Source organism: Pseudomonas sp. ADAK13 (assembly GCF_012935715.1).
GTDB lineage: Bacteria > Pseudomonadota > Gammaproteobacteria > Pseudomonadales > Pseudomonadaceae > Aquipseudomonas.
In genome coordinates, this window is the sequence record NZ_CP052860.1 from 2,320,925 (window position 1) to 2,345,849 (window position 24,925).

The 24,925-nt window shown below is 62.4% G+C and carries 26 protein-coding genes; 16 read left to right on the forward strand and 10 right to left on the reverse strand.

From position 1 onward, the window contains the following. Positions 1 to 130: 130 nt before the first annotated feature. From hflK (HKK54_RS10780) to cfaB, 8 genes are all read left to right on the forward strand, one after another. Positions 131 to 2,062, forward strand: coding sequence for a protease modulator HflK (gene hflK, locus HKK54_RS10780; protein ID WP_169386780.1), 1,932 nt, complete (start codon positions 131 to 133; stop codon positions 2,060 to 2,062). A 9-nt stretch (positions 2,063 to 2,071) separates the two neighbouring features. Further along, positions 2,072 to 3,070, forward strand: a complete 999-nt coding sequence (hflC, locus tag HKK54_RS10785; RefSeq protein WP_161635746.1) for a protease modulator HflC — start codon at positions 2,072 to 2,074, stop codon at positions 3,068 to 3,070. Continuing rightward, positions 3,067 to 4,101: a protease modulator HflK gene (gene hflK, locus HKK54_RS10790; protein ID WP_169386781.1), complete on the forward strand. Its 1,035-nt coding sequence runs from the start codon at positions 3,067 to 3,069 to the stop codon at positions 4,099 to 4,101. Before hflC ends, hflK (HKK54_RS10790) begins: the two co-directional genes overlap by 4 nt. Beyond that, positions 4,098 to 5,993: a cation-translocating P-type ATPase gene (locus HKK54_RS10795; protein WP_010168420.1), complete on the forward strand. Its 1,896-nt coding sequence runs from the start codon at positions 4,098 to 4,100 to the stop codon at positions 5,991 to 5,993. Before hflK (HKK54_RS10790) ends, HKK54_RS10795 begins: the two co-directional genes overlap by 4 nt. A gap of 116 nt (positions 5,994 to 6,109) precedes the next feature. Continuing rightward, positions 6,110 to 6,361 carry a BufA2 family periplasmic bufferin-type metallophore gene (gene bufA2 / locus HKK54_RS10800; RefSeq protein WP_010168419.1) on the forward strand — a complete coding sequence of 84 codons (252 nt, stop codon included), beginning with the start codon at positions 6,110 to 6,112 and terminating at the stop codon, positions 6,359 to 6,361. A 70-nt stretch (positions 6,362 to 6,431) separates the two neighbouring features. Beyond that, a complete protein-coding gene (bufB, locus tag HKK54_RS10805) occupies positions 6,432 to 7,277 on the forward strand; it encodes an MNIO family bufferin maturase (protein WP_169386782.1) in 846 nt (281 codons plus the stop codon). Beyond that, the gene (locus tag HKK54_RS10810; RefSeq protein WP_169386783.1) at positions 7,268 to 8,053 is read left to right on the forward strand and encodes an HvfC/BufC N-terminal domain-containing protein; all 786 of its coding nucleotides are present in this window, start codon (positions 7,268 to 7,270) and stop codon (positions 8,051 to 8,053) included. Before bufB ends, HKK54_RS10810 begins: the two co-directional genes overlap by 10 nt. A gap of 86 nt (positions 8,054 to 8,139) precedes the next feature. After that, on the forward strand, positions 8,140 to 9,324 hold the full coding sequence (cfaB, locus tag HKK54_RS10815) for a C17 cyclopropane fatty acid synthase CfaB (RefSeq protein ID WP_010168413.1): 1,185 nt from the start codon (positions 8,140 to 8,142) through the stop codon (positions 9,322 to 9,324). Between the two features lie 64 nt (positions 9,325 to 9,388). Here cfaB and cls read toward each other — a convergent pair whose 3' ends face one another. After that, on the reverse strand, positions 9,389 to 10,828 hold the full coding sequence (gene cls / locus HKK54_RS10820; protein ID WP_169386784.1) for a cardiolipin synthase: 1,440 nt from the start codon (positions 10,826 to 10,828) through the stop codon (positions 9,389 to 9,391). A gap of 130 nt (positions 10,829 to 10,958) precedes the next feature. Here cls and HKK54_RS10825 point away from each other — a divergent pair, with 130 nt between their 5' ends. After that, positions 10,959 to 11,480 (forward strand): DUF3617 domain-containing protein, encoded by a 522-nt coding sequence (locus HKK54_RS10825; protein ID WP_010168411.1) that lies wholly within the window; start codon positions 10,959 to 10,961, stop codon positions 11,478 to 11,480. A gap of 133 nt (positions 11,481 to 11,613) precedes the next feature. Here HKK54_RS10825 and HKK54_RS10830 read toward each other — a convergent pair whose 3' ends face one another. Genes HKK54_RS10830 through folE2 form a run of 7 tightly spaced genes read right to left on the reverse strand, consistent with a single transcriptional unit; the run spans position 11,614 to position 17,256 of the window. Further along, on the reverse strand, positions 11,614 to 12,951 hold the full coding sequence (locus tag HKK54_RS10830; protein WP_169386785.1) for a dihydroorotase: 1,338 nt from the start codon (positions 12,949 to 12,951) through the stop codon (positions 11,614 to 11,616). A gap of 2 nt (positions 12,952 to 12,953) precedes the next feature. Further along, the gene (locus tag HKK54_RS10835; RefSeq protein ID WP_010168409.1) at positions 12,954 to 13,514 is read right to left on the reverse strand and encodes a gamma carbonic anhydrase family protein; all 561 of its coding nucleotides are present in this window, start codon (positions 13,512 to 13,514) and stop codon (positions 12,954 to 12,956) included. After that, complete coding sequence (hisI, locus tag HKK54_RS10840; RefSeq protein ID WP_169386786.1) at positions 13,511 to 13,936, reverse strand: phosphoribosyl-AMP cyclohydrolase; 426 nt, start codon at positions 13,934 to 13,936, stop codon at positions 13,511 to 13,513. The genes HKK54_RS10835 and hisI overlap by 4 nt, the downstream gene beginning before the upstream one ends. Further along, positions 13,933 to 14,817, reverse strand: a complete 885-nt coding sequence (locus HKK54_RS10845; RefSeq protein WP_010168406.1) for a metal ABC transporter substrate-binding protein — start codon at positions 14,815 to 14,817, stop codon at positions 13,933 to 13,935. Before HKK54_RS10845 ends, hisI begins: the two co-directional genes overlap by 4 nt. Positions 14,818 to 14,828: 11 nt before the next feature. After that, positions 14,829 to 15,695, reverse strand: a complete 867-nt coding sequence (locus HKK54_RS10850; protein ID WP_010168404.1) for a metal ABC transporter permease — start codon at positions 15,693 to 15,695, stop codon at positions 14,829 to 14,831. Beyond that, positions 15,695 to 16,363: a metal ABC transporter ATP-binding protein gene (locus tag HKK54_RS10855; protein ID WP_169386787.1), complete on the reverse strand. Its 669-nt coding sequence runs from the start codon at positions 16,361 to 16,363 to the stop codon at positions 15,695 to 15,697. Before HKK54_RS10855 ends, HKK54_RS10850 begins: the two co-directional genes overlap by 1 nt. Continuing rightward, positions 16,360 to 17,256, reverse strand: a complete 897-nt coding sequence (gene folE2, locus HKK54_RS10860; protein WP_169386788.1) for a GTP cyclohydrolase FolE2 — start codon at positions 17,254 to 17,256, stop codon at positions 16,360 to 16,362. Before folE2 ends, HKK54_RS10855 begins: the two co-directional genes overlap by 4 nt. Before the next feature lie 128 nt (positions 17,257 to 17,384). Between folE2 and HKK54_RS10865 the strand changes: the two genes are divergently transcribed. Beyond that, on the forward strand, positions 17,385 to 18,608 hold the full coding sequence (locus HKK54_RS10865) for an N-acetylmuramoyl-L-alanine amidase (RefSeq protein WP_010168395.1): 1,224 nt from the start codon (positions 17,385 to 17,387) through the stop codon (positions 18,606 to 18,608). Here the strand turns inward: HKK54_RS10865 and HKK54_RS10870 are convergent. Continuing rightward, entirely contained in the window at positions 18,605 to 18,973 is a 369-nt protein-coding gene (locus HKK54_RS10870; RefSeq protein ID WP_169386789.1) for a glutamine synthetase, read from the reverse strand. The two genes, HKK54_RS10865 and HKK54_RS10870, sit on opposite strands and share 4 nt — an antisense overlap. A gap of 127 nt (positions 18,974 to 19,100) precedes the next feature. Here HKK54_RS10870 and dksA point away from each other — a divergent pair, with 127 nt between their 5' ends. From dksA to HKK54_RS10890, 4 genes are read left to right on the forward strand one after another with little or no spacing between them, the layout of a single operon-like run. After that, positions 19,101 to 19,505: an RNA polymerase-binding protein DksA gene (gene dksA, locus HKK54_RS10875; RefSeq protein ID WP_169386790.1), complete on the forward strand. Its 405-nt coding sequence runs from the start codon at positions 19,101 to 19,103 to the stop codon at positions 19,503 to 19,505. Between the two features lie 27 nt (positions 19,506 to 19,532). Beyond that, positions 19,533 to 20,738 (forward strand): zinc metallochaperone GTPase ZigA, encoded by a 1,206-nt coding sequence (gene zigA / locus HKK54_RS10880; protein ID WP_169386791.1) that lies wholly within the window; start codon positions 19,533 to 19,535, stop codon positions 20,736 to 20,738. Beyond that, positions 20,738 to 21,382, forward strand: coding sequence for a DUF1826 domain-containing protein (locus HKK54_RS10885; RefSeq protein ID WP_010168386.1), 645 nt, complete (start codon positions 20,738 to 20,740; stop codon positions 21,380 to 21,382). The genes zigA and HKK54_RS10885 overlap by 1 nt, the downstream gene beginning before the upstream one ends. Positions 21,383 to 21,427: 45 nt before the next feature. Further along, complete coding sequence (locus tag HKK54_RS10890; protein WP_169386792.1) at positions 21,428 to 22,390, forward strand: CobW family GTP-binding protein; 963 nt, start codon at positions 21,428 to 21,430, stop codon at positions 22,388 to 22,390. On the opposite strand, the gene HKK54_RS10895 is transcribed toward HKK54_RS10890, so the two are convergent. After that, positions 22,384 to 22,782: a DUF3301 domain-containing protein gene (locus tag HKK54_RS10895; protein ID WP_010168378.1), complete on the reverse strand. Its 399-nt coding sequence runs from the start codon at positions 22,780 to 22,782 to the stop codon at positions 22,384 to 22,386. The genes HKK54_RS10890 and HKK54_RS10895 overlap by 7 nt on opposite strands. 117 nt (positions 22,783 to 22,899) lie before the next feature. Here HKK54_RS10895 and pdxY point away from each other — a divergent pair, with 117 nt between their 5' ends. Both pdxY and HKK54_RS10905 read left to right on the forward strand, forming a co-directional pair. Beyond that, positions 22,900 to 23,772, forward strand: coding sequence for a pyridoxal kinase PdxY (gene pdxY, locus HKK54_RS10900; RefSeq protein WP_063033787.1), 873 nt, complete (start codon positions 22,900 to 22,902; stop codon positions 23,770 to 23,772). A gap of 80 nt (positions 23,773 to 23,852) precedes the next feature. Next, positions 23,853 to 24,896 carry a hypothetical protein gene (locus tag HKK54_RS10905; protein WP_010168376.1) on the forward strand — a complete coding sequence of 348 codons (1,044 nt, stop codon included), beginning with the start codon at positions 23,853 to 23,855 and terminating at the stop codon, positions 24,894 to 24,896. The last annotated feature ends 29 nt before the right edge of the window (positions 24,897 to 24,925 follow it).

Consider the following 24,925-nt stretch of genomic DNA (forward strand, 5'->3'; position numbering starts at 1 on the left):
GATTTATCACGGCTGAAACCAGTGATGGCTCCGGTTTCTGGGGGTTTCGTCACTATCCCCGTGAAACCAAACAAAAATTTCACGCGCCGGGTTATAGAGTAACTAATTGTTTCTGGGTGGGCGTTTGGGGATGCGAGTGGATCTAGACGCTGATGACGTGGCTATCGAAGGGCTGCCGCGTTTTCAGCAAGGGTTGTTTCATGCCCGTCGGTTAAGGCAGGCCGGCATTGGCCTGACGGTGCTGGCGGTCGGCGGCTGGATGCTGGCCCTGTTTGTGGCGCTGTTTGCACCGCTGTCGATCTGGCCGGTAGTGTTGATCAACTGTGCCTCGGCGTTGCTGGTGCTGGTGGCCGGTTTGCAATCGGCGTGGTGGGTCGCCGATTGGCGGGCCATGGCGCTGGAAGAGCCGGCGGCACTGCTGATCGAACAGCCGCTGCCACAGGAAGAACCTGGCTGGCTCAACCGTTTGTTCGGCCGTGTCGGTAGCGGCTTGCTGACGCAGATCGGCGCGCCGGTGTTTTGGCTGTGCGGCTGGTCGTTGCTGGCGCTGTTCAGCGTCCTGGAATTCTGGAACCTGACATTGCCCACCGCAGCGGTGGGCCAGGCGGCCAGCGTGGGCGCGGCTATCGCTCTGGCGCTGGCGTTCGGCTTGCTGGTGTTTGAACGGCGCATGGCCCAGGAAAGCACCGCCCAATGGCCGGAAGCAGCGCAACTGGCGCAACTGAGCCGGGTGGCGATTATCTGCCTGGTGATCAGTGCGATTTGTCTGTTGTTTGCCGGTGAAGAGTCCGTGTGGCCGTTACGTCTGGCGGTGTTGATCGGCTTGTTGCCGGCCCTGGTGGCGCTGGAGTTTCTGTTACGCGGCCTGCTGTCGCTGTTCAGCCCGCGCCAGGAGCGCCTTGAACCACGGCTGATGGCGCAGAGTTTTATCGCCGGGATGCTGCGCTGGCCGCCACAACCGTTGCTCGCCTTGCAGCACGAACTGCACAACCGTTTCGGCATCGACCTGCGGCAAATCTGGGCCTTTACCTACATGCGCCGGGCATTCCTGCCGGTGCTGGTGGTGGTGCTGGCCGTAGGCTGGTTGCTGACCGGTGTGCATGAAGTCGCCCTGCAAAGCCGTGGGATTTATGAACGCTTTGGCAAGCCGGTCGAGGTCTTCGGGCCCGGCCTGCATGCCGGTTTGCCGTGGCCGCTGGGCCGCGTGCTGAACGTGGAAAACGGCGTGGTCCATGAACTGGCCACCAGCGTTGGCGAAGCGGCGGCCACCGACGTCGCGCCCGCTGAAGGCCCGGCGCCGTTGATCGCCAACCGCCTGTGGGACGCGAGCCACGTGAATGACAAATCCCAGGTGATCGCCAGCAGCAGCGGCGACAAGCAGAGCTTCCAGATCGTCAATATGGATGTGCGCTTCGTGTACCGCATCGGCCTGACCGACCAGGCCGCGCTCGCGGCCACCTATAACAGCGCCGATGTACCCACGCTGATTCGCAGCACCGCCAGCCGTATCCTCGTCCACGAGTTTGCCTCGCGAACCCTCGACGAATTACTCGGCGAACAACGCAACAGCCTCGCCGATGAAATTGGCCAAGCGGTGCAAGCGGACCTGAAAAAGCTCGACAGCGGCGTAGAAATTCTCGCCACCGTGGTGGAAGCCATTCATCCGCCGTCCGGTGCGGCCAACGCCTACCACGCGGTGCAGGCCGCACAGATCGGCGCCCAGGCGCTGATCTCCCGGGAGCGCGGCGCTGCCAGCGAGCAGACCAACCAGGCGTTGCTGCAGGCCAGTACCGCCCGTGACCTGGCCCAGGCCACGGCCTATGAGGTCGGTGCTGGCGCCAGGGCCGCAGACCTGCGTTTCAGCGCCGAACAAAAGGCCTATCAACAAGCTGGCCAGGCCTTTGTGCTGGAGCAGTACCTGAGCCAACTGAGCCAGGGCCTGGCCCACGCCAAATTACTCATTCTTGATCATCGCCTGGGCGCCAGTGGCGCACCGACCATCGATCTGCGTTCCTTTACCTTACCGGCCGACCCTGCGGTGCCGCGTAAAGCCGTTCAATAAGGAGTTCATCTGTTGAGCGCTCATTCTCACGATCACGCAGGCCATGGTCACCACCACGGCCACCATCATCACCATCACGGTGATGAACATGAAGCCGGCCCGTTTCCCTGGCGGCGTATGGGCTGGGCGGTGTTGCTGGTGCTGTTTGCCGTCGCCGCGGCGAGCCTGGTGCAGGTGCGCTCCGGCGAAGCCACGGTGATTACCCGCTTCGGCAACCCGTCGCGGGTGCTGCTGGAGCCGGGCCTGGGCTGGCGCTGGCCGGCGCCGTTTGAAGCGGCGATTCCGGTAGACCTGCGCCTGCGCACCACGTCCAGCGGTTTGCAGGATGTGGGCACCCGCGACGGCCTGCGGATCATCGTGCAAGCCTACGTGGCCTGGCAGGTGCAAGGCGACCCCGACAACGTGCAGCGTTTTATGCGCGCGGTGCAGAACCAGCCGGATGAAGCGGCGCGGCAGATTCGCACCTTCGTCGGCTCGGCGCTGGAAACCACCGCCGCCAGTTTCGACCTGGCCAACCTGGTGAACACCGATGCGAGCCAGGTGCGCATTGCCGATTTTGAAGCGCAGTTGCGCCAGCAGATAGATCAACAATTGCTCACCACCTATGGCGTGCGCGTGGTGCAGGTCGGGGTTGAGCGGCTGACCTTACCCTCGGTGACCCTGGCCGCCACCGTCGACCGCATGCGCGCCGAGCGCGAGACTATCGCCACTGAACGCACCGCCGTAGGTAAACGTGAAGCGGCGCAGATTCGTTCTGCCGCCGAGCGTGATGCGCGGATCGTGCAGGCCGATGCCACGGTGAAAGCCGCCGATATCGAAGCGCAATCCCGGGTGGAAGCCGCGCAGATTTATGGGCGTGCCTACGCCGGGAATCCGCAGCTGTATAACCTGCTGCGCTCCCTCGACACCCTCGGCACCGTGGTTACGCCGGGCACCAAAATTATCCTGCGCACCGACGCTGCACCGTTCCGCGCCTTGGTGGATGGGCCGAAGGATGTTCAGCCATGAGTGAGCGGGAAAGCCTCGACAGCCCGTGGATCCAGGCTGGACGGCTGACGTTCCTGGCGCTGTATGCGGTGACGGTATTGGCCGCGTTGGCGTGGGCGTTTTCCAACGTACGGCAGATCGACCCGCAGAACCGCGCCGTGGTGTTGCACTTCGGCGCGCTGGACCGGATTCAGAATGCCGGGCTCCTATTGGCCTGGCCGCGCCCGTTTGAGCAGGTGGTGTTGTTGCCCGCAGCGGACCGGGTGATCGAACGCCGGGTGGAAAACCTGCTGCGTTCCGATGCGGCCACGCAAGCCGATCGCGTGGCCAGTTTTGCCACGCCGCTGAGCGATGCCCTGGCCGGCTCCGGTTACCTGCTGACCGGCGATGCCGGCGTGGTGCAGCTGGATGTGCGGGTCTTCTATAAGGTCACCGAGCCCTACGCCTTTGTGTTGCAGGGCGATCACGTGCTGCCGGCGCTGGATCGGCTGGTCACCCGCAGCGCTGTGGTGCTGACCGCTGCGCGGGATCTGGACACCATTCTGGTGGCGCGCCCCGAGCTGATCGGTGCCGACAACCAGGCCGCCGAACGCCGCGAACGGCTGCGCGGCGATCTGGTGCGCGGCATCAATCAACGCCTGGCTGACCTGGCGTCCACCGGGCTTGGCCTGGGCATCGAAGTCACCCGGGTCGACGTGCAATCGAGCCTGCCGGGCCCGGCAGTCAACGCCTTCAACGCGGTGTTGACCGCCAGCCAGCAAGCCGACAAGGCGGTGGCCAATGCGCGCACCGACGCCGAAAAACTTACCCAGACCGCCAATCAGGACGCCGACCGCGCCGTGCAGGTGGCCCATGCCCAGGCCAGCGAACGCCTGGCCAACGCCCACGCGCAAACCGCCACCGTCGCCAGCCTGGCCCAGGTCAAAGACCCTGGCCTGTTGCTGCGCCTGTACCGCGAGCGCTTGCCGAAGATTCTCGGCCAGGCTGGTTCCGTCACCACGGTTGACCCTAAAGACGATTCCCGCCTGATCATTCAGGGAGCCGAACAATGACTGCCCACGCCGCCCCGATGCTCTCATCGGCCGAACAACGCAGCGCCGCCCGGCAACTGACCCTGGCGATGCTCGCCCTGGGCCTGCTCAGCCTGGGCCTGGTATGGCGCTGGCTGGCGCCGGACCAGACCGGCGTCAGCCAACTGCTGCTGGGCGTCGCCTCGTTGCTGGTGGCGGTGCCGGTGATGCGCTCGGCCTGGTACAGCCTGCGTTATCCGAGCCTGCATGGCATCACCGACCAACTGATCGCCCTGGCCATGCTCGGCGCCTGGGCCACCGGTGACCTGCTGACCGCCGCGCTGCTGCCGATCATCATGATCTTCGGCCATGTGCTGGAAGAGCGCAGCGTTATCGGTTCCCAGGAAGCGATTCATGCCCTGGGCAAACTGACCCGCAGCCATGCGCGCCTGGTGCAGGCTGACGGGACCATTCTGGAAGTCGACAACGGCATCCTGAAGACCGGCGATATCGTCGAGGTGCGCGCCGGTGACCGGGTGCCCGCCGACGGCGTGGTGTTGTCGGGCCAGGCCAGCCTCGACACCGCGCCGATTACCGGCGAGTCGGTGCCGCTGGAAGCGAGTGTGGGCGTGCAGGTGTTTGGTGGCGCGATCAACCTCGACGGTTTGCTGCGCCTTGAAGTGACCCGCACCGGTAACGAATCGACGTTGGGCAAAGTCATCGCCCTGATGCAGAGCGCCGAACGTTCCAAGCCGCCAATCACCCGGTTGCTGGAGCGTTACGCCGGCAGTTACATGGTGCTGGTGTTGTTGCTGGCGGCGGTGACCTGGTTTGTCACCAATGACGCCCAGGCGATGCTTGCGGTGTTGGTGGCGGCGTGCCCATGTGCATTGGTGTTGTCGGCACCTGCCACGGCGATTGCGGGCATTGCGGTGGCCGCGCGTCACGGCATTCTGATTCGCAGCTCGGCGTTTCTCGAAGAGCTGGCGGACTTGACGTCTCTGGTGGTCGACAAGACTGGCACGCTGACGTTTGGCACCCTGCGTTTGCAGTCCATCGACACCACGGAGCCGGATCGGCAAGTGCTGCTCAATCTTGCAGCCAGTCTCGGCTCAGCCAGCAGCCATCCGGTCAGCCGGGCGTTGGCGGGGTTGGCCACGCAAGAGCAAATGCGGGTGCTGTCGGATATTCGCGAGCGTCAGGGCCTTGGTGTCGTCGCTCAGACAGAGCAGGGCGAAGCCGCTCTCGGTCGGCCGGAGTTGTTTGAGCAACTGGGTATCACGACCACAGCAGTTCCCCATCACGACGGCCCGATTGCCGGGCTGGCGCTGAACGGGCAATTCCTCGCCTGGTTGTTGCTGGCAGACAGCGTCAAGCCGGAAGCCCGCCAGGCGATGAAAGAGCTGCGTGAACTGGGCCTGGGTCGCCAACTGCTGCTGACCGGCGACCGGCAAAGCGTGGCCGACAGCCTGGCGCTGGAAGTGGGTATCAGCGACGTCGAGGCCCAGGCCTTGCCGGAAGATAAACTCAACCGCGTGCTGGGGGAGATCGGCAGCGGTTTCCGGCCGATGGTGGTGGGCGACGGGATCAACGATTCCCTGGCGCTCAAGGCCGGCGTGGTCGGTGTGGCGATGGGCGCGGGCGGGGCGGATATCGCCCTGGCGTCGGCGGATGTGGTGCTGATCGGCAGCGACCTGCGGCGCCTGGGCACGTGCGTACGTTTGAGCCGCCAGTGCCGGCACACGCTGCAGGTCAACGTGATCATCGGCCTGGGCTGGACGCTGGCCATCGTGGTGTTCGCGGCATTCGGCTGGCTGGGCGCGGCGGGGGCGATGATTGCGGCGGTGTTGCACAACCTCAGTACGCTGCTGGTGCTGGGTAATGCGGGGCGCTTGTTGCGGTTTCAGGAGCCGTTGTTGAAACTGGACGAATAAATTTTAGAAATTTTTCAGTCTCGCTGTAACGCCTTGGGGGAACCTCACTCTAGTGCTATGTCGAGACTGAACAATCCGTTCAGACCGGCTCCACTACCGATCATGAGGACTACAAAATGAACTTCAAAAACGCAGTGTCTGGTGCCGCCCTTGCTATCGCCGCCGCTGGTATGTTTGCCGGTGTTGCAACCCAGGTACAAGCGGCTGACGCCCCGGTTCATTGCTATGGCGTCAACGCCTGCAAAGGCCAGAACGACTGCAAGACCAAAGACAACGCTTGCAAAGGCCAGGGCGTTTGCAAAGGTCACGGCTTCCTGTCGATGAGCAAGGCGATGTGCGACCAGAAAGGCGGCACCGTCGGCGAGTAACCGGCCACCGCGTCGAGTGCAACCGCAGCGGGCCCCCGCCGCTGCGGACACTTTCCCCAGGAGTGTTTTTATGTCCGCCTCCCTTCCGAGTCTGGGTTACGGCCTGGGTCTACGCAGCGAGTACTACCAGCAGATCCTTGAACAATCGCCGGCCGTGGATTGGTTCGAAGTGATCTCCGAGAATTATCTGGTTCAGGGCGGCAAGGCCTTGTACTACCTGGACGCGATCGCCGAGCGTTATCCGTTGGTGATGCACGGTGTGTCCCTGTCCATCGGCGGGCCCCATGCCCTCGATATCGATTACCTGAAACAACTCAAGCAGCTGTCGGAACACATCCAGCCGGCATGGATTTCCGATCACTTGTGCTGGAGTCGCGGCAACGCGCACCAGTTGCATGACCTGCTGCCGCTGCCCTACACCGAAGAAAGCCTCTACCACGTCGCCGGTCGCGTGCGGCAAGTGCAGGACGTGTTGCAGCGTCCCTTCGTGCTGGAAAACGTCTCCAGCTATGTACGCGCCAAGGCGGACGAGTTTACCGAGTGGGAGTTTCTCAACGCCCTGACCCATCTCACCGGCTGCCAGTTGCTGCTGGACGTGAACAACGTGTACGTCAGCTCGCGCAACCACGGGTTCGATGCCTGGGAATTTATCCGCAACCTGCCGCCCGAAAGTATCCGCCAATTGCACTTGGCCGGGCACATGGATTACGGCGACTACGTGATCGACACCCATGACCACCCGGTATGCGATCCGGTGTGGGCGCTGTATCAGCAGACGCTGGAGCACCTTGGGCCGGTTTCGACGTTGCTGGAGCGTGATGATCATTTCCCGCCGTTCCAGGAGTTGCTCGACGAGCTGAGCAAGGCCCGCGAGCTGGGCGCCAGCGCATTGGACAGGAGGGCGTTATGCGCCTGATCGATTGGCAATTGGCGTTTGAACAGCAGTTGCTGGCGGAGACGTTCACCGCCGACAACCGCTTCAGCGCCACCCTGATCGGTGGCCCGACCCTGGATGTAGAGACGGGCCTGGCGATTTACCACAACGCCTATCACGCACGGTTGCAGGAAGTGTTGCGCGATGACTTCAGCGCCGTCTGGTATTGGCTGGGGGACGAGGAGTTTGCAGCGTTGGGTTCGGCCTATATCCGCCGCTATCCCTCGGCCCACTACAGCCTGCGCTGGTTTGGCGAGCGTTTTCCCGGGTTTATCCTCGAGCATTACGCCGGCCAAGGCGCGCCGTTGGCCGAGCTGGCGCGGCTGGAATGGGCCTTCACCCTGGCCTTTGATGCGCCGCAGGGCGAGCCGTTGGCCCTGCAAGACATGGCCACGCTGCCGCCTGAAGACTGGCCCGGGTTGCAGGTGCAACTGGCCCCGTCGGTGCAGCAAGTAGCGTGTGACTTCAACAGCCTGGGTATCTGGCGCGCGAGCAAGGGCGAGTGGGACTTTCCCGGCAGCGAGGCCTTACCGTTGGCGCAGGTCTGCCTGGTCTGGCGCCACGACAATGTGTGCCAATACCGTAGCCTGGAACCGGCGGAAGCCAGCGCGCTGACGGGCATGGTCAGCACTGGCTGGAACTTTTCCGAACTGTGCGCCGAGTTGGCAGTCACTTACCAGGAGGGCGCGCCATTGCAAGCGGTTACCTGGCTGAAACAGTGGGTCCAGGACGGTTTGCTCCAGCGGCGGGCACCATAGAAAAGGGCTATTGTTTCGATAGCCTGCTAATTTTTCTGTGAATGGTCTACCCTCATTTCAGACGTCTGAAACAAGGGGGACTACTCATGCTCGCGCAACTTCCACCGGCCTTACAGAATCTCAAGCTACCGCTGCGTCTTCGACTCTGGGACGGCCATGAATTTAACCTGGGCCCGGATCCCAGCGTCACCATTGTGGTCAAGGACCCCATGATGGTTTCAACGCTCAGCCATCCAACGCTCGACTCACTGGGCGAAGCCTTCGTCGAGGGCAAACTGGAGCTGGAAGGCTCCATTTCCGAAGTGATCAGGGTGGTCGACGAGTTGAGTCATGCCCTGGTTGAGGACGAGGAGGACACTCGTCCGGTGCGCTCGATCCACGACAAGGCCACTGACGCAGCCGCTATTTCCTACCATTACGACCTGTCCAACGAGTTCTACCAGCTTTGGCTGGACCGTGACATGGCCTATTCCTGCGGGTATTTCGAGACCGGCAGCGAATCCCTCGATCAAGCCCAACAAGACAAATTCCGCCACCTGTGCCGCAAACTGCGGCTGCAGCCGGGCGAGTATTTGCTCGATGTGGGCTGCGGTTGGGGCGGGCTGGCGCGGTATGCCGCGCGGGAATTCGGGGTCAAGGTGTTCGGCATCACCCTGAGTAAGGAGCAGCTGGAGCTGGCCCAGGAGCGAGTGAAAGCCGAAGGCCTGGAAGATCAGGTGGAGCTGACGCTGCTGGACTACCGCGACCTGCCCCAGGATGGCCGCTTCGACAAAGTGGTGAGCGTGGGGATGTTTGAACACGTCGGCCACGCCAACCTGGCGGAGTACTGCAAGATTTTGTACGGCGCGGTGCGTGAGGGCGGCCTGGTGATGAACCATGGCATTACCGCCAAGCACACCGATGGCCGGCCTGTGGGCCGTGGCGCCGGGGACTTTATCGAGCGCTATGTGTTTCCCAATGGCGAGCTGCCGCACCTGGCGATGATGACCGCCGAGATCAGCGAAGTCGGGCTGGAAGTGGTCGACGTCGAAAGCCTGCGCCTGCATTACGCGCGCACGCTGGATCACTGGAGCGAGCGCCTGGAAGACAACCTGGAAGCGGCGGGCAAGATGGTGCCGGAGCAAGCCTTGCGCATCTGGCGGCTGTACCTGGCCGGCTGTGCCTATGCGTTTGCCCGGGGCTGGATCAACCTGCACCAGATTCTGGCGGTGAAACCCCATGCCGATGGTAGCCACGAGCTGCCGTGGACGCGGGATGACCTGTATCAGTAAGCAGTGGCACCGGTGATCTAAATGTGGGAGCAAGCCCGCTCCCACATTTGGTTCGGTGCAAGCCTTACAAAATTGGAGAAATAAGCCGCGCGACCCGCATGCCCAGTTGTTGCAGGCGATGGGTCTGGCGGCTTTCTTCCTGGCTGATTTCATGGGCCAGGGCGAAGTCATCCAGCAACATATGCTCCACCTGACTGGCGAAGGTGTCATCCACCGTCAGCAACATCACTTCGAAATTCAGCCGGAATGAACGGTTATCCAGGTTCGCACTGCCGATGGCGCTGATTTCACTGTCCACCAACACCACTTTCTGATGCAGGAACCCTGGCGTGTAGCGGAATACCCGCACCCCGGCGCGCACAGCTTCGATCGCGTACAGGCTGGAGGCCGCGTAGACGATGCGGTGATCGGGCCGCGACGGCAGCAGCAGGCGTACATCGACCCCGCGCAACACCGCCAGCCTGAGTGCGGAAAACACCGCTTCATCAGGAATGAAATACGGGCTGGTGATCCACACTCGCTCGGTCGCCGCATGAATCGCCTCGACGAAAAACAGCGAGCACGTCTCGTAGGGATCCGCCGGGCCGCTGGCCAGCAACTGGCAGAGCACGCCGTCATCGGGATAGGTGTCCGGCAGCAGCAGCGGCGGCAGCTCGCGCGCGGCCCAGAACCAATCCTCGGCAAACGATTCCTGCAAGCACGCCACCACCGGGCCGCTGACTTGCACATGGGTGTCGCGCCACGGCGCCAGGGGCGGTTTCTTGCCCAGGTATTCGTCGCCGACGTTATGCCCGCCGACAAACCCGGTAATGCCATCGACCACCACGATCTTGCGGTGGTTGCGGAAGTTGACCTGGAAGCGGTTTAGCCAGCCACTGCGCGTGGCGAAGGCCTTGACCTGCACCCCGGCGTCCCGCAGCGACTGCACATAACGATGGGGCAGGGCATGGCTGCCGATACGGTCATACAGGACGAAAATCGACACGCCTTCGGCGGCCTTTTCTTTGAGCAACGTGTGCAACCGGCGGCCGAGTTCGTCGTCATGAATGATGAAGAACTGGAACAATACGGCTGTCTTCGCGGAACGGATGGCTTCGAAAATCGCACTGAACGTGGCCTCGCCATTGATCAGCAAGCGCACCTGATTGTTCGCCAGGCACGGCATGCGCCCCAGCTTGGGCATGGCCCGCAGTGACGCATAGGCTTGGGAGTTGCGCGCGGCCAGTGCTTCTTCGACCCACGGGCGCCAGTTCAGCTCGGTGATCGCCTTGTGCATTTCCTGGTTGGCCTGGCGCCGCGCCTGGATGTAGGCGTCGAAGGTGCTGCGGCCGAAGATCAGGTAGGGAATCAGCGTCAGGTAAGGGATGAACATCAGCGACAAGGCCCAGGCAATCGAGCCTTGGGCGGTCCTGACGGTCAGCACCGCATGGATGGCGGCAAGGGTGCCCAGAAAATGCAGGGTGGCGATGAAATAGGCGAGCAGGTGCGGGCCAAAGAAATCCATGGACAACGGTACTCCTGACAAACAAGTGCCTAACAGACCATGTTCGGCCACGAATGTCGCTATTTTATTTGCTGTGCAACACTGGCGCTTTTGCGGCGTCTAACGCCGACAATTACCCAGGAGTTACCCGATGAATGCTCGTCTGCTTGGTTTGGCCATGGTTGTTGGTTTAACGCTGCCCGTGGCGGCGCAAGCGCAGATGTTGGCGCCGGGCTTGTGGGAATTGACCACCAGTAACATGAAGGTCGATAACCAGGACCTGCCGGACTTGTCGCTGATCCTTGGTCAGCTCAAGCAACAGATGACTCCCGAACAACGGGCCATGCTTGAGAAGCAAGGCATCACCATGGCCGGCAAAGGCGTGCAGGTGTGCCTGACACAAGCCCAGGTGGCGTCCGACTCCATCCCGCTGACCGACCCGCAATCGGGCTGCAAACAGGAAGTGACGGACAAGACCGGCAACCAGTGGAAATTCCGCTTCAGCTGCCCGAAAGCCCAGGGCACCGGCGTGGCGACGTTCCAGAGCCAGCAGGAGTTCACCACCACGGTTAACGGTACTTTCAACGCCACCGGCGTGCAGCAGAAGGGCAGCCTGGACACTCACGCGCAGTGGCTGGGCAGCAACTGCGGTACGGTCAAACCCCGCGCTTAAGAACAACCGCACCAAAGTGTGGGAGCTGGCTTGCCTGCGATTGCATCACCTCGGGTTTACTGAGAAACCGAGTCGCCCGCATCGCAGGCAAGCCAGCTCCCACAGTGGGTTGGGTTGCCGGCCCCAATCCTTGTCAGCGCTGAAAATGCAGCGGCAACCCCTGGCAACTGTCGTGCACGCGCCCGTCGTGCCAGGCCAGATGGCCGGAGACCAGCGTGGTGCTGACGCTGTGCCGGAAGCTGCGCTCGGCAAAGGGCGTCCAGCCGCAGCGCGCCAGGATAGGCTCGCTGCTGACGGGCTTGCCGAGGGGCTCGGGTTTGATCAGCACCAGGTCGGCCCAATAACCTTCCCGCAGGTAGCCACGGTCGGGGATCGCAAACAGGTCCGCGACGCGATGGCTGGTTTTCGCCACCAGGGTGGTCAGCGGCAACACGCCGTCAGCCACCAACTCCAGCAGTGCCGGCAGGGCGTGTTGCACCAGCGGTAAGCCCGACGGCGCCTCTCGATACGGCAGCTGTTTTTGCGCCCAGGTGTGGGGCGCATGGTCACTGCCGATCACATCCAGACGGTCACTCAACAATGCCAGGCGCAGGGCGTTGCGGTCGGCGCGTGTCTTGATCGCCGGGTTGCATTTGATCTGGTGGCCGAGGCGCGCGTAATCGCGGTCATCGAACAATAAGTGGTGCAGGCAGACCTCCGCGGTGATGCGTTTTTCCGCCAGGGGCTTGTCTTCGAACAGCACCAACTCCCGCGCGCTGGTGATGTGCAGCACATGCAGGCGCGTGCCATGCCGCTTGGCCAGTTCCACCGCCAAAGACGACGAGCGATAACAGGCCTGCGCATCGCGAATCAGCGGGTGCGCCACGGCAGGGATGTGGTCGCCAAAGCGTTCGCGCATTCGCTGCTCGTTGGCGTGGATGCTGGGCGTGTGCTCGCAGTGGGCCAGGAGAATGGTCGGCACCTCGGCGAACAGGCGCTCGAGAATCTTCGGGTCATCTACCAGCATATTGCCGGTGGAGGCGCCCATGAACACTTTGACGCCGGCGACTTCACGCGGGTCCAGCGCGGCCACGGTGTCGAGGTTGTCGTTGCTCACCCCAAAGTGAAAGCCATAGTTGGCCACCGAATGCAGGGCGGCACGGCGCTTTTTGTCGGCCAGGGCTTCCAGGTTCAGGGTGGCCGGGCTGGTGTTGGGCATGTCCATGAAACTGGTGATGCCCCCGGCCACCGCCGCGCGGGATTCGCTGTAGAAGCTGCCCTTGTCCGGTGCGCCCGGCTCACGGAAATGCACCTGGTCGTCGATCATCCCGGGCAACAGCCACTGGCCTTGGGCGTCGATTTCCACCGGGGCATTTACGTTGTCGATGCTGCTGGCGATCTTCTCGATGCGGCCATTGGCGACCAGCAGGTCGGCCTCGAATACCTGGCCTTCGTTTACCAGGCGGGCGTTGCGGATCAGCAGGCGACTCATGGTCAGAACTCGTTTTGCAGGGCTTTGTAACCCAGCACCAGGTCGACGTTGGTGCGTGCCACGTCTTCGGAAAACTCCGAAGCGCTGACGCTCACCGGCGGGAACTGGGACAGGTCGGTATTGGGGCCGATGCGGGTGGTGGAGGGCACGTAGAACGCGGCGGGTAAATCGCGGCCGTCGACTACGGAGTTGTGCCGCACCACGCAGCCGTCGCCGACCACGCAGTTGAACAGCACGCTGTTGAAGCCGATAAACACCCGGTTACCGACGGTGCACGGGCCGTGGACGATGGAGCGGTGGGCAATGGAGGTGAACTCGCCGATGGTCACGGCGGCGCCGGATTTGGAGTGGATGACCACGCCGTCCTGGATATTCGAATTGGCGCCGATGGTGATCGGGTCCATGTCGCCGTTGGCGTTGACTTCGTCGGCGCGGATCACCGCGTAGGGGCCGACAAATACGTTCTCGCCGATGATGACCTTGCCGCAGATGATCGCGGTTTTGTCGACGTAGGCCGATTCGGCAATCACGGGCAGGTCGCCGGAAGGGTTCTTGCGGATCATGGGTCAGGTTCCTTGAGGGGCGCGGTGATGATGTGTACGTGGCTGCCTTCGATGGCGTTGTAGAAACAGGTGGGCCGGCCCGTGTGGCAGGCCGGGCCTTGCTGGTCGACGATCAGCAGCACGGCGTCGCCGTCGCAATCCAGGCGCGCCTCCACCAGCTGTTGCCAGTGGCCGGAGCTTTCGCCCTTGCGCCACAGTTGCTGGCGCGAGCGGGACCAGTAGCAGACCTGCCCCGTGGCCAGGGTTTCGTCGAGGGCCCGGCGGTTCATCCAGGCCAGCATCAACACCTCGCCGCTGCCGTGTTGCTGAGCGATGGCGGCAATCAGGCCATCGCTGTTCCACGGCAGGGCGTCGAGCACGCTAGCGAGTGGAAAGCGGCTGCCGATGGCAGCCTTTTCCAGGTCGAGCATGCTCAGGGTCATGGCTTGCTCAGGGCCGCGCACAGGGTGTTGAGGTTGTATTCGAACAGGCCGGTAAAGGTGCTGGCCGGGCCTTCTGCGGCGAGGGCGTCGGAGTACAGGGTGCCGCCGATTTGCGCGCCGCTTTCGTCAGCGATCTGCTTGAGCAGGCGCGAGTCCTTGATGTTTTCCATGAACACGGCCTTGACCTTGTCCTTGCGGATCTGGGTGATCAGCGTGGCGACTTCGGCGGCAGACGGTTCACGTTCGGTGGACAAACCCTGAGGCGACAGGAACTCGATACCGTAGGCCTGGCCCAGGTAACCGAAGGCATCATGGGAGGTCACGATGCGGCGGTTACCCGGTGGCAGGGCGCCGAACTTGGCCTTGGCTTCCGCCAGCAGGCGGTAGATTTCTTTCAGGTACACCTGGCTGTTGTGCTCGTAGTCCGCCTTGTTGGCCGGGTCGGCAGCGATCAGCGCCTTGGTGATGTTGTTCACGTAGATAACGGTGTTGGCCAGGTTGTGCCAGGCGTGTGGGTCGGGAATGGTTTCGCCGTCTTCTTCCATGGTGTGGGACAACACGCCTTTACTGGCGGTGACCACAGTCGCCTTGGTCTCGGTGCTGGTGACCAGTCGATCCAGCCACGGCTCGAAGCCCAGACCATTTTTGATGATCACCTTGGCCTTGAGCAGGGCCTTGGCGTCGTCTGGCGTTGGTTCGTAGGTGTGGGCGTCGGCGTCGGGGCCGACCATGTTGCTGATCTGGATATGATCGCCACCGACCTGGTGGGTCATGTCGTCAAGAATACTGAAGCTGGTAACCACCTGAAGCTTGTCGGCAGCCTGGGCCGTCGCGAACGACAGCGGCAGCAACACACTGAACAGCACGAGTAGAGCGCGCATCGGGAAACACCTCATTGGGATGTAAGCAAAGGCGGGCGGCGCAGCAAGCCGTGCACCGGACCGAAGACCACGGACAGCAGGTACAAGCCGCCAGCCACCAGCACAATCGCCGGGCCGCTGGGCAGCGAGTAGTAGAACGACAACAACAAGCCAAGCCACACCGACAGGCATCCCAGCACCGCCGATATCGCGATCAACACCGGCAGGCGCCGGCTCCAGAAGCGTGAAGCAATCGCCGGCAACATCATCAAGCCGACCACCATCAGGGCGCCGATGGCCTGGAAACCGATCACCAGGTTCAGCACCACCAGGGTCAAAAACAGACCGTGGGCCAGCGGGCCGAGGCGGCTGACGGTTTGCAGGAACAGCGGATCGAGGGTGTCCAGCAGCAGCGGTTTGTAGATCACCACCATGGCGATCAGGCTGAAGCCCGAGACCCAGAGCATGCCGGTGAGGGTCGGGCCGTCGACCGCCAGGGCCGAGCCGAACAGCAGGTGCAGCAGGTCCAGGCGCTTGCCGGCGAGGCCGAGGATCAGCACGCCGCTGGCCAGGGAAATCGGGTAGATGGCGGCGAGGCTGGCGTCTTCCTTCAGCCCTGTGCGGCGGGTGATCCAGGCGGCGAGGCCGGCCATGCTCAGGCCGGCGCCCAGGCCACCGATGGTCAGCGCGGGCAGGCTCAGGCCGGCAAACCAGAAGCCCAACGCGGCGCCGGGCAGGATGCCGTGTGACACCGCGTCACCGATCAGGCTCATGCGGCGCAGGATCAGGAAAACCCCCAGCGGCGCGGTGCTGCACGCCAATACCAGACCGCCGAGAAGCGCGCGGCGCATAAAAACAAAGTCGAGAAACGGCATCCACAAGTGAGCGGCGAAGTGCATCAGGCCACCTGCATGTGCGGCTGCGGGCGGATCAGTTCTTTGCTGGAGCCGAACACGCAGCCACTGCTTTTGATCTGCACCACTTGCTGGGTGTGCTGGCGGACGGAGCCGAGGTCATGGCACACCACCACCACCGTGCGGCCTTCGTCGTGCCAGGCGTGAATGTGTTTCCAGCACAGGGCCTGGCCGTCTTCGTCGAGGGCGGCGTGGGGTTCGTCCAGCAGCAACACCGGCGACTCGGCCAGGCTCATGCGGGCGAGCAGGGCGCGTTGCAGTTCACCACCCGACAAGGCCATCAACGGCCGATGCTCCAGGCCACTGAGGCACCAGTCTTCGAGCACGGCGTTCAAGCGTTCGGTGCGTTGTTGCGGGGTTTGCTTGCTGCCCCAGAACCCGGCGGCCACCAACTCTTGCAGGCTGATGGGGAACTGGCGGTCAAGGTTCTGTTGCTGGGGCAGGAACGACAGCCCACCGCGGCGTGGAACATCAATCGTCACTTTCCCGGCCAGGGGCTTCTGCAGGCCGGCGATGACTTTCAGCAGGCTGCTTTTACCAGTGCCGTTGGCGCCGATGATGCCGGTGAGGCTGCCTTTTTCCAGGGTGAAATCGATAGCCGGGGTGAGTGGTTGGCCGGGGGCGCCCCAGCGCAAGGCGGTGCAGGTGATCATTCGGAAGGTCTCGTCCAGCGGCTTTCAGCTACGGCATCGTGCGCGTGCAGGCTTTCGGCGTGGATCACTTTCAAGTGGAAGGCTTTGACTGCATCCGAGCGTTTCAAGGCGAGGTTGAGGCGGCGGGCGGCGTCTTCGCAGAACATCAGGTTCTGCCCGTTGGCCAGGGCGAAGGCTTGTTCGTCCGCGCGCTTTACGGCGGTTTGTACGGCGGTGCCGAGGGCGGCTTCGGTCTCGTCGATCAGTTGTTTCAACGGCAGTGTTGGTTGATCGCCCTCAAGGAGGATCTGCAACAGTGCACTGCTGCGCTGGCTGTGGGGCGTGGCGACGATGCCGTTGGCGCTGCCCAGCCAGGTCAGCACGTCTTCGTGTTGCAGCGGCGTGTTGGCAAAGTCTTCAATAAATTGCTGCTGAATCAATTGCCTGGCGAGGGCAGCCGAGCATGGGCAGGTTGAAGAGTAGGTAACGTCAATTTTTAGTTCCACGTGGAACATCTGGTTTTCCAGGCGCGCTTCGATGCTCACCGGATAGCTTTTCCAGCCGGCCAATGGGCTGACCAACGCGGGACGTTTCAGCAACAGGTCTGCATGAATTCGCAGGTAGGCATTTGTGGATAAACCTTCATGACTGTCGAGAAAACGTTGCAATACACTGCGCAGCAGTGCTGGCGAAAGCGGCTGTTGCTCAAGCATCTCCAGCGCCAGGTAAAGCCGCGACATATGAATACCTCGGGCCTCACCGTCGTCCAGGCTAACGCCGGCATCGGCTTTGGCGCTGAGGCGCTGGCCGTCGATCTGAATGGGCAGGGCAATGCCGCACATGCCCACCCAATCGAGCGGCAAGGCTTGGCGTGAAGCCTGCGCGGCGATATCGGGCAGAGTCAGCGCGTTCATGAGCAGGTCCATCGTTGGAAATAAAAAGACATGTTATATTATTACTATTGAGTCGACGAAAGTTTTTCTGCTCTGTCTTTTATTCAGTCATGTCGAGTACGGAAGCTCCTTTATTTGCGGTGTAAGTCATGCACAGACGTCAACTCCTCAACCTGCTGCTGGCCAGTGCGGTGTTCACCTTGCCCTTGGGCGTGTCTGCCGCGCAGATCCGCAATGCACGGCTGTGGCGTTCGGATAACAAGCTGCGGCTGGTGCTGGACCTCAGCGGCCCGGTGCAATACAAGACCTTTACCCTGACCGCGCCGGAGCGGTTGATCATTGATTTGAGCGGCGCGAAGCTGACCGGGGATTTCAGCCAACTGGCCCTGACCAACAGCGGCATTACCTCGATTCGCTCGGGGCACTTTGGCCAGGGTGATACGCGGATCGTGCTGGATCTGAAGGCGCCGATGCAGCTCAACAGCTTTCTGCTGCCGCCGCAGGATGGCCAGGGCCACCGCCTGGTGCTGGACCTGACCAGCGCCACTCACGCACCTCAGCAAATCGCGGCAGCGCCGGCGGCCTTGGCTGCACCCTTGGCGGCACCCGTGGACAAGGCGCATCCGAAACGCGACATCATCGTGGTGGTCGACCCCGGCCATGGTGGCAAGGACCCGGGCGCTATCGGCTCGAAGGGCCAGCGCGAAAAAGACGTGGTGCTGTCCATCGCCCAACTGCTGGCCAAGCGTCTGAAGCGCGAGAAGGGCTTTGATGTGAAGCTGGTGCGCAACGACGACTTCTTCGTGCCGCTGCGTAAACGCGTGGACATCGCCCGCCAGCACAAGGCCGACATGTTTATCTCGGTGCACGCCGATGCAGCGCCACGGCTGACGGCGTCCGGCGCTTCTGTCTATGCGTTGTCGGAAGGTGGCGCGACGTCCGCCACTGCGCGGTTCATGGCGCAGCGGGAAAACGGCGCCGACCTGTTGGGCGCCACCACCTTGCTCAATCTCAAGGACAAGGACCCGATGCTGGCCGGGGTGATTCTCGACATGTCGATGAACGCCACCATCGCCTCCAGCCTGCAACTGGGCAGCTCGGTGCTGGGCAGCCTGCAAAGCATCACCACGCTGCATCAAAAGCGCGTGGAGCAGGCCGGTTTTGCGGTGCTCAAGTCGCCTGACGTGCCGTCGATCCTGGTAGAAACCGGGTTTATCTCCAACACCCAGGACGCCCAGCGGCTGGTCACCGCACGCCATCAACAGGCGGTGGCAGACGGTTTATTTGAAGGGCTGAAAAACTACTTCCAGAAGAACCCGCCGATGAACAGCTACATGGCCTGGGTTCAGGAGCAGAAGAATGGCCAGGTCTAACAGCCGGTAATCCGGCTACAGGTGAACTTGGCGCTGGCGCCACCCGAACTGGAAAACCGGTTGAGGGTGGTCCAGCCCACTCGCCGCGTGTAGCCCACCCACGCTTCACCATCGGACGCCAACCCGGTAAAGAACGTCAGTTGCCCGTAGCGGCTGCTGGTCTGTGCCCAATAGCGTTTGCCGATCACCTCGAAGCCCCGCAAATACGTAGTGCTGCCTGCCGTCGCGACGCTGTAGGCGTTGCCCTGCGCGTCGACGCACGCCAGCAGGTTGGCGCTGCGGGTGCAGTTGGCCAGCAGGCTGGGTACTTGGGCGTTGGCCTGGCCCGCCACGATCAGCAACACAGCGCACAACAGGTATTTCATAGAGGCTCTCGGGGCGTTAGTCGGCTGCAAGCATTGCGCCCTTCGTCACTGCGGGCAAGGGGGATTGGCTTATTTGCACTGTTATACTATAACATTAAAAAACAGCCTGACCCGTGAACCCTCTCCGATGACCGAACAAGACCTTCTCGCCCAACCGTCCGCCGATTACATGAATGAAGCCCAGCAAGGGTTCTTCCGCGAGCTGTTGCTGGCCCAGCGCACTGAGCTGCAAACGCGCATCGACGCTGAATTCATGGTACTGCGCGAACAGGAACCCAACAGCGACCCCGCCGATGTCGGCAGCGCTGAAGAACAGCGCCAATGGCAACTGCGCCTGCTGGAGCGCGAAAAGAAGCTGTTGGACAAGATCGACGAAGCCCTGGAGCACCTGGCCCGCGGCGAATACGGCTGGTGCCGCGAAACCGGCGAGCCCATCGGCCTCAAGCGCCTGTTGCTGCGCCCCACGGCCACCCTGTGTATCGAAGCCAAAGAACGTGAAGAGCTGCGCGAACGCCATCAACGGGCGATTTGACCGGCCAACCCTGATGAGGAACACCTGATGCCCAATCGTCTCCCCGTTACTGTGTTGTCCGGATTTCTCGGCGCCGGTAAAAGCACGCTGCTCAACTACGTCCTGCGCAACCGCGAAAACCTGCGGGTGGCGGTGATCGTCAACGACATGAGTGAAATCAACATCGACGGCAGTGAGGTCCAGCGCGACGTCACCCTCAATCGCTCCGAAGAAAAACTGGTGGAGATGAGCAACGGCTGCATCTGCTGCACCTTGCGCGAAGACTTGCTTGAAGAAGTCGGAAAGCTCGCCAAGGAAGGTCGGTTTGATTACCTGTTGATCGAATCCACCGGCATCTCCGAACCGCTGCCGGTGGCCGAAACCTTTACCTTCCGTGATGAGGAAGGCCAGAGCCTGGCAGACATCGCCCGGCTCGACACCATGGTCACCGTGGTCGACGGCATGAACTTCCTGCTCGACTACCAGGCTGCCGAAAGCCTGGCGTCCCGGGGCGAAACTCTGGGCGAGGAAGACGAGCGCTCGATCACCGACCTGCTGATCGAGCAGATCGAATTTGCCGACGTGATTTTGATCAGCAAGATCGACCTGATCAGCAGCAGCGAGCGCCAGGAGTTGATGGCGATCCTCGAACGCCTGAATGCCCAGGCGGAAATCATCCCGATGGTCATGGGCGAAGTGCCGCTGGCGAAGATCCTCAATACCGGTCGTTTCGACTTCGAGCGCGCTTCCCAGGCGCCGGGCTGGTTGCAGGAACTGCGGGGCGAGCATGTGCCGGAAACCGAAGAGTACGGCATCGCTTCTACCGCCTATCGTGCCCGCCGCCCCTTCCATCCACAGCGGTTTTTCGACTTTATCGATCGGCCCTGGGTGAATGGAAAACTGCTGCGCTCCAAGGGCTTTTTCTGGCTGGCCAGTAAACACCAGGACGCCGGTAGCTGGTCCCAGGCCGGCGGCCTGATGCGCCATGGTTTTGCCGGGCGCTGGTGGCGTTTCGTGCCGAAAACCCAGTGGCCGCAGGACGAGGAAGGTATCGCCGCGATCATGAAAAACTGGCAACTGAGCACCGGCGATTGCCGCCAGGAACTGGTGTTTATCGGGCAGAACATCGACTTCGCGCAGATGACTGCCGAGCTCGACGCCTGCCTGCTGACCGACGATGAAATGGCCACGGGTGTCGAAGGTTGGCGCTTGTTGGCTGATCCCTTTGGCCCTTGGTTCGACGAGGCAGCCTGATGCTGGCACCGACCCTGAAACTGCGCCCGGTGATTCGCCAGATCCACGGCGAAACCCCGGCCGTGCTCACGGATATCCTTGAGGACGGCGTAAACCTTGCCGTGTGGCAGCGCCAGTTGCCTCTGCATATCGCCGAGTTTGGCGCGTTGCTGGTGGCGCTCAACGAGCCGCTGGCCGAGTCGCTGGTGGTTGAGCTGAATACTGAAGACGCCGCGCCCAACTTGCAGGACTTCGCAGCAGGCTGCCGAGACCTTGAAGGCTACGAAGGCTTTATTGCCGATGTGTCGTGGCTGATCAGCGCCTTTGCCTGTTTGCTGGGTGCCAAGCGCATCGGCGTGCGTTTGCGGTTGTTGGACAAGGCCATGTGCCCGCGTTTTCACGTGGACCACGTGCCGGTGCGGCTGATCACCACCTACGCCGGCATCGGCAGCCAATGGTTGCGCGAAGGCGTGATGGAGCGGCGGCACCTGAGCCAGGCGAGTGCGGAGCCGCAAGAGCGCATTGAGCAAATCCACTGTGGTGAAGTGGCCTTGCTCAAAGGCGAAAAATGGCACGGCAACGAAGGTTTTGGCCTGATCCATCGCTCGCCGCCGCTGCCAGCGGATGAGCGACGGTTGATTCTGACGCTGGATTGGTTGGCGTAACCGGGTAGGATCAAAACTCTCTACACGGTCTGAATGATGCCCGCCATGCTGCAGAACATACCTACCCACGTGATTGCCGGTCCCTTGGGCGCCGGCAAGACCAGCCTGATCAAGCACCTGCTGGCCCAGCGTCCGGCCAACGAGCGTTGGGCGGTGTTGATCAATGAATTCGGGCAGATTGGCCTGGATGCCGCGTTGCTGACCCGTGATGACGACGGTATTGCCCTTGGTGAAGTGGCGGGTGGCTGCCTGTGCTGCGTTAACGGGGCGCCTTTCCAGGTAGGGCTGGGCCGTTTGTTGCGTAAGGCCCAGCCCGACCGGCTGTTTATCGAGCCGTCTGGGTTGGGGCATCCGGCGCAGTTGCTCAAGCAACTGCGGGAAGCGCCCTGGCAGCAGGTGCTGGCGGTGCAGCCGTGCGTTCTGGTGCTCGACGCCCAGGCGTTGGCGGCGGGTAAGCCCCTGCCTGAGGCCCAGCGTGAAGCCTTGGCCAGTGCCGGGCTGCTGGTATTAAACAAGAATGAAACCCTCAGTGACGCGCAGCGCCTGGCGGTTCAAGGGCAATTGCCTGACCGGCCGATTTATTGGACGCAGCAGGCGCAGTTGCCCCTGGCGCAATTACCGGGGTTGAACGCACAAGCCGCAGCGGCTGTGGATAACTTCGAGGTGCCCAAGGGTGTGGGGCAAATGCCGGCAATCTGGACGGACCCTGCATTGCCGATCTGCCTCAGCCAAGGTCAGGAAGGTGGCTGGAGCATTGGCTGGCGCTGGCATCCTGGCCAACAATTCGACCGACAGCGCCTTCAAAACTGGCTGGCGTCGTTGGCCTGGCGACGGGCGAAACTTGTTATCCACAGCCTGGATGGCTGGGTGTCGGCCAACGCTGTGGATAACGCCCCGTTAGCCTGGCAACCCAGCGAGTGGCGCCGGGATTCGCGTATCGAATTGATCTTCAGTGAAGCGCAGGATGTTGCGCAATTGCAGGATGCGTTAGCCGCTTGCCGTCAGTGACGGGTCTTGCTGTTGCCGTGCTCCTGGCGCCACTGGCTAAGCTCGATGATCTCGGCGCTGGGCAGCGGCGTCTTGATCTCGAACGGGTAGGGCGCCAGCTCGATTTGCGCGCTGTGGGCGCCGAATTGGGTGATGGTCCCCGGGTGCCGCGCTTCGCCGGTCACGGTGAATTCGAAGTTGTAGATTCGCGCCAGGCGCCGCCGACCGCTGGCATCCTTCACAAAACCGATGCGCTTCAATGCCACAGCGCCATCGAGCAGCTCGATGTCGAGCTTGGCGCAGTGCTGCTTGACCCGTTCCAGCGCCCGCTCGCGCAGGCCGTGGTTGTGCCACAGCCAGGCAGCACCGGTCGCCAGCAGCATCAGCACGAAGATATTTCCGAGGGTCAGCATTCGATGAACTCCAACAAAGTATGGCCAGCTTAACTGCGTCTCCGGTCTGTCGTACAGGCCGCGTTTAGTCGCATACTGCGCAGCCAGAATTTCAACGGCTTTACGGAAATCCCCTGCATGAAACGTACGCCCCATCTGCTTGCGATCCAGTCTCATGTGGTCTTTGGCCACGCCGGAAACAGCGCCGCCGTGTTCCCCATGCAACGGGTCGGGGTGAACGTGTGGCCGCTCAATACCGTGCAGTTCTCCAACCACACTCAGTATGGTCAGTGGGCGGGAGAAGTGTTGGCGCCGCAGCAAATTCCTGCGCTGGTGGAAGGCATTGCGGCGATTGGCGAGCTGGGCAACTGTGATGCGGTGCTGTCAGGTTACCTGGGCAGCGCGGCCCAGGGCCGGGCGATTCTTACCGGCGTGGCGCGGATCAAGGCGATCAACCCCAAGGCCCTGTACCTGTGCGACCCGGTGATGGGCCATCCGGAAAAAGGCTGCATCGTGCCCCAGGAGGTCAGCGACTTTCTGCTGGACGAAGCGGCAGCCATGGCCGACTTCCTGTGCCCCAACCAGCTGGAGCTGGACAGCTTTGCCGGGCGCAAGCCGCAGTCGCTGTTCGATTGCCTGGGCATGGCCCGTGCTTTGTTGGCCCGTGGGCCGAAAGCGGTGCTGGTCAAACACCTGGATTACCCCGGCAAACTGCCGGACGGCTTCGAGATGTTGCTGGTGACGGCCGAAGGCAGCTGGCACCTGCGCCGGCCGCTGCTGGCGTTCCCGCGCCAGCCGGTGGGCGTGGGTGACCTGACGTCGGGCCTGTTCCTGGCGCGGGTGTTGTTGGGCGACAGCCTGGTGGCGGCCTTTGAGTTCACGGCCGCGGCGGTGCACGAAGTGCTGTTGGAAACCCAGGCGTGCGCCAGCTATGAGTTGGAACTGGTGCGCGCCCAGGACCGGATTGCCCATCCGCGGGTACGCTTTGAGGCAACGCCCATAGGGCTGTAGGCAAATTCCTGATTGAGCAAGGCAAAGGGCGTCCGGTAGTATCGGCCGTCTTTTTGCCCCCGCGTTCATCAAGGAAGATCATGTCGCTATCCCTGCTTCATTCGCCACGGGCATTGGCTGCCCTGGCCCTGGCATCTCTGCTCAGCGGATGCAGTATCCACGGTGCCTACACGGATGCCAGCGCGCCCGACGCGGCGAAGCTGCGGTTCATCTCCAACACGTCGAACACCACCCTCGATATCTACGACGCACAACACTGCACGGGCCAGAACACGGGCATGCTCAACAACTTCCTGGTGGTGGACACCAAGCGCCGGGCCGACATGCTCGTGCCGCCGCCGGCCAAGGCCCGGGGCATGCTGGAGGTCAAGCTGGCACCCGGCAAGGAAACCATGTTGGCGATCAACACCAACGGTGGCTCCTACATCTGCGGCAAGACGTTCAGCTTCACGCCCAAGGCGGGCGAGGAATATGAAGTGACTTTTGATATGGAGCGCGGCCGTTGCAGCACGTTGTTCCAGCGTCTGAGCCGATTTGGCGGTAAAGATGTGCGTATCCCGCAGCCGGTGTTTGATACGGGTTTCCCGGTTTGCCAGGGTCAAAGTCCGATATTTGCCAAGCCGTTGCCCGACACGGCGCAGCGCACGGTGCTGATTGACCGCATCCTCGCGGAAAACGCCCGGGCGATCACAACGCTGGACCCGCCCAAGGCTGATAGTCCGACGTTTTCACCGGAAAAAATCGACGAACTGATCGCCAAGCGCAAGGCATTGATGGGCACGCTCACCCTGCCGGACGATTACTGGGCTCAGTACCGGCAGAACCTGAAGCAGTTTAGTGACGAAGCTTCCGGCCGCCAGGCGCGGGCGCTGGGCATGTATACCGATGTGTACCGCCTGCGCCTGCGCAGCACTGATGACGGCATGTTGCAGCAGTGGCTGCAGCCGACGGACGACGCTGTACGCCAGCGGATTACGGCGAGCGACGAGTACATGCTTCGGTACTACATGAACACCAGCAAAAGCGTGGCGCTGGACACCATCAACCACCACATGGAGCGCATGGCCCAGTTGGACCAGCGCTTTGATGTGTGTACGCGCTTTAACGATTGCTGGCACTGGTAGGAGAGAGCTTGCTCCTACAAAAAAAGCGG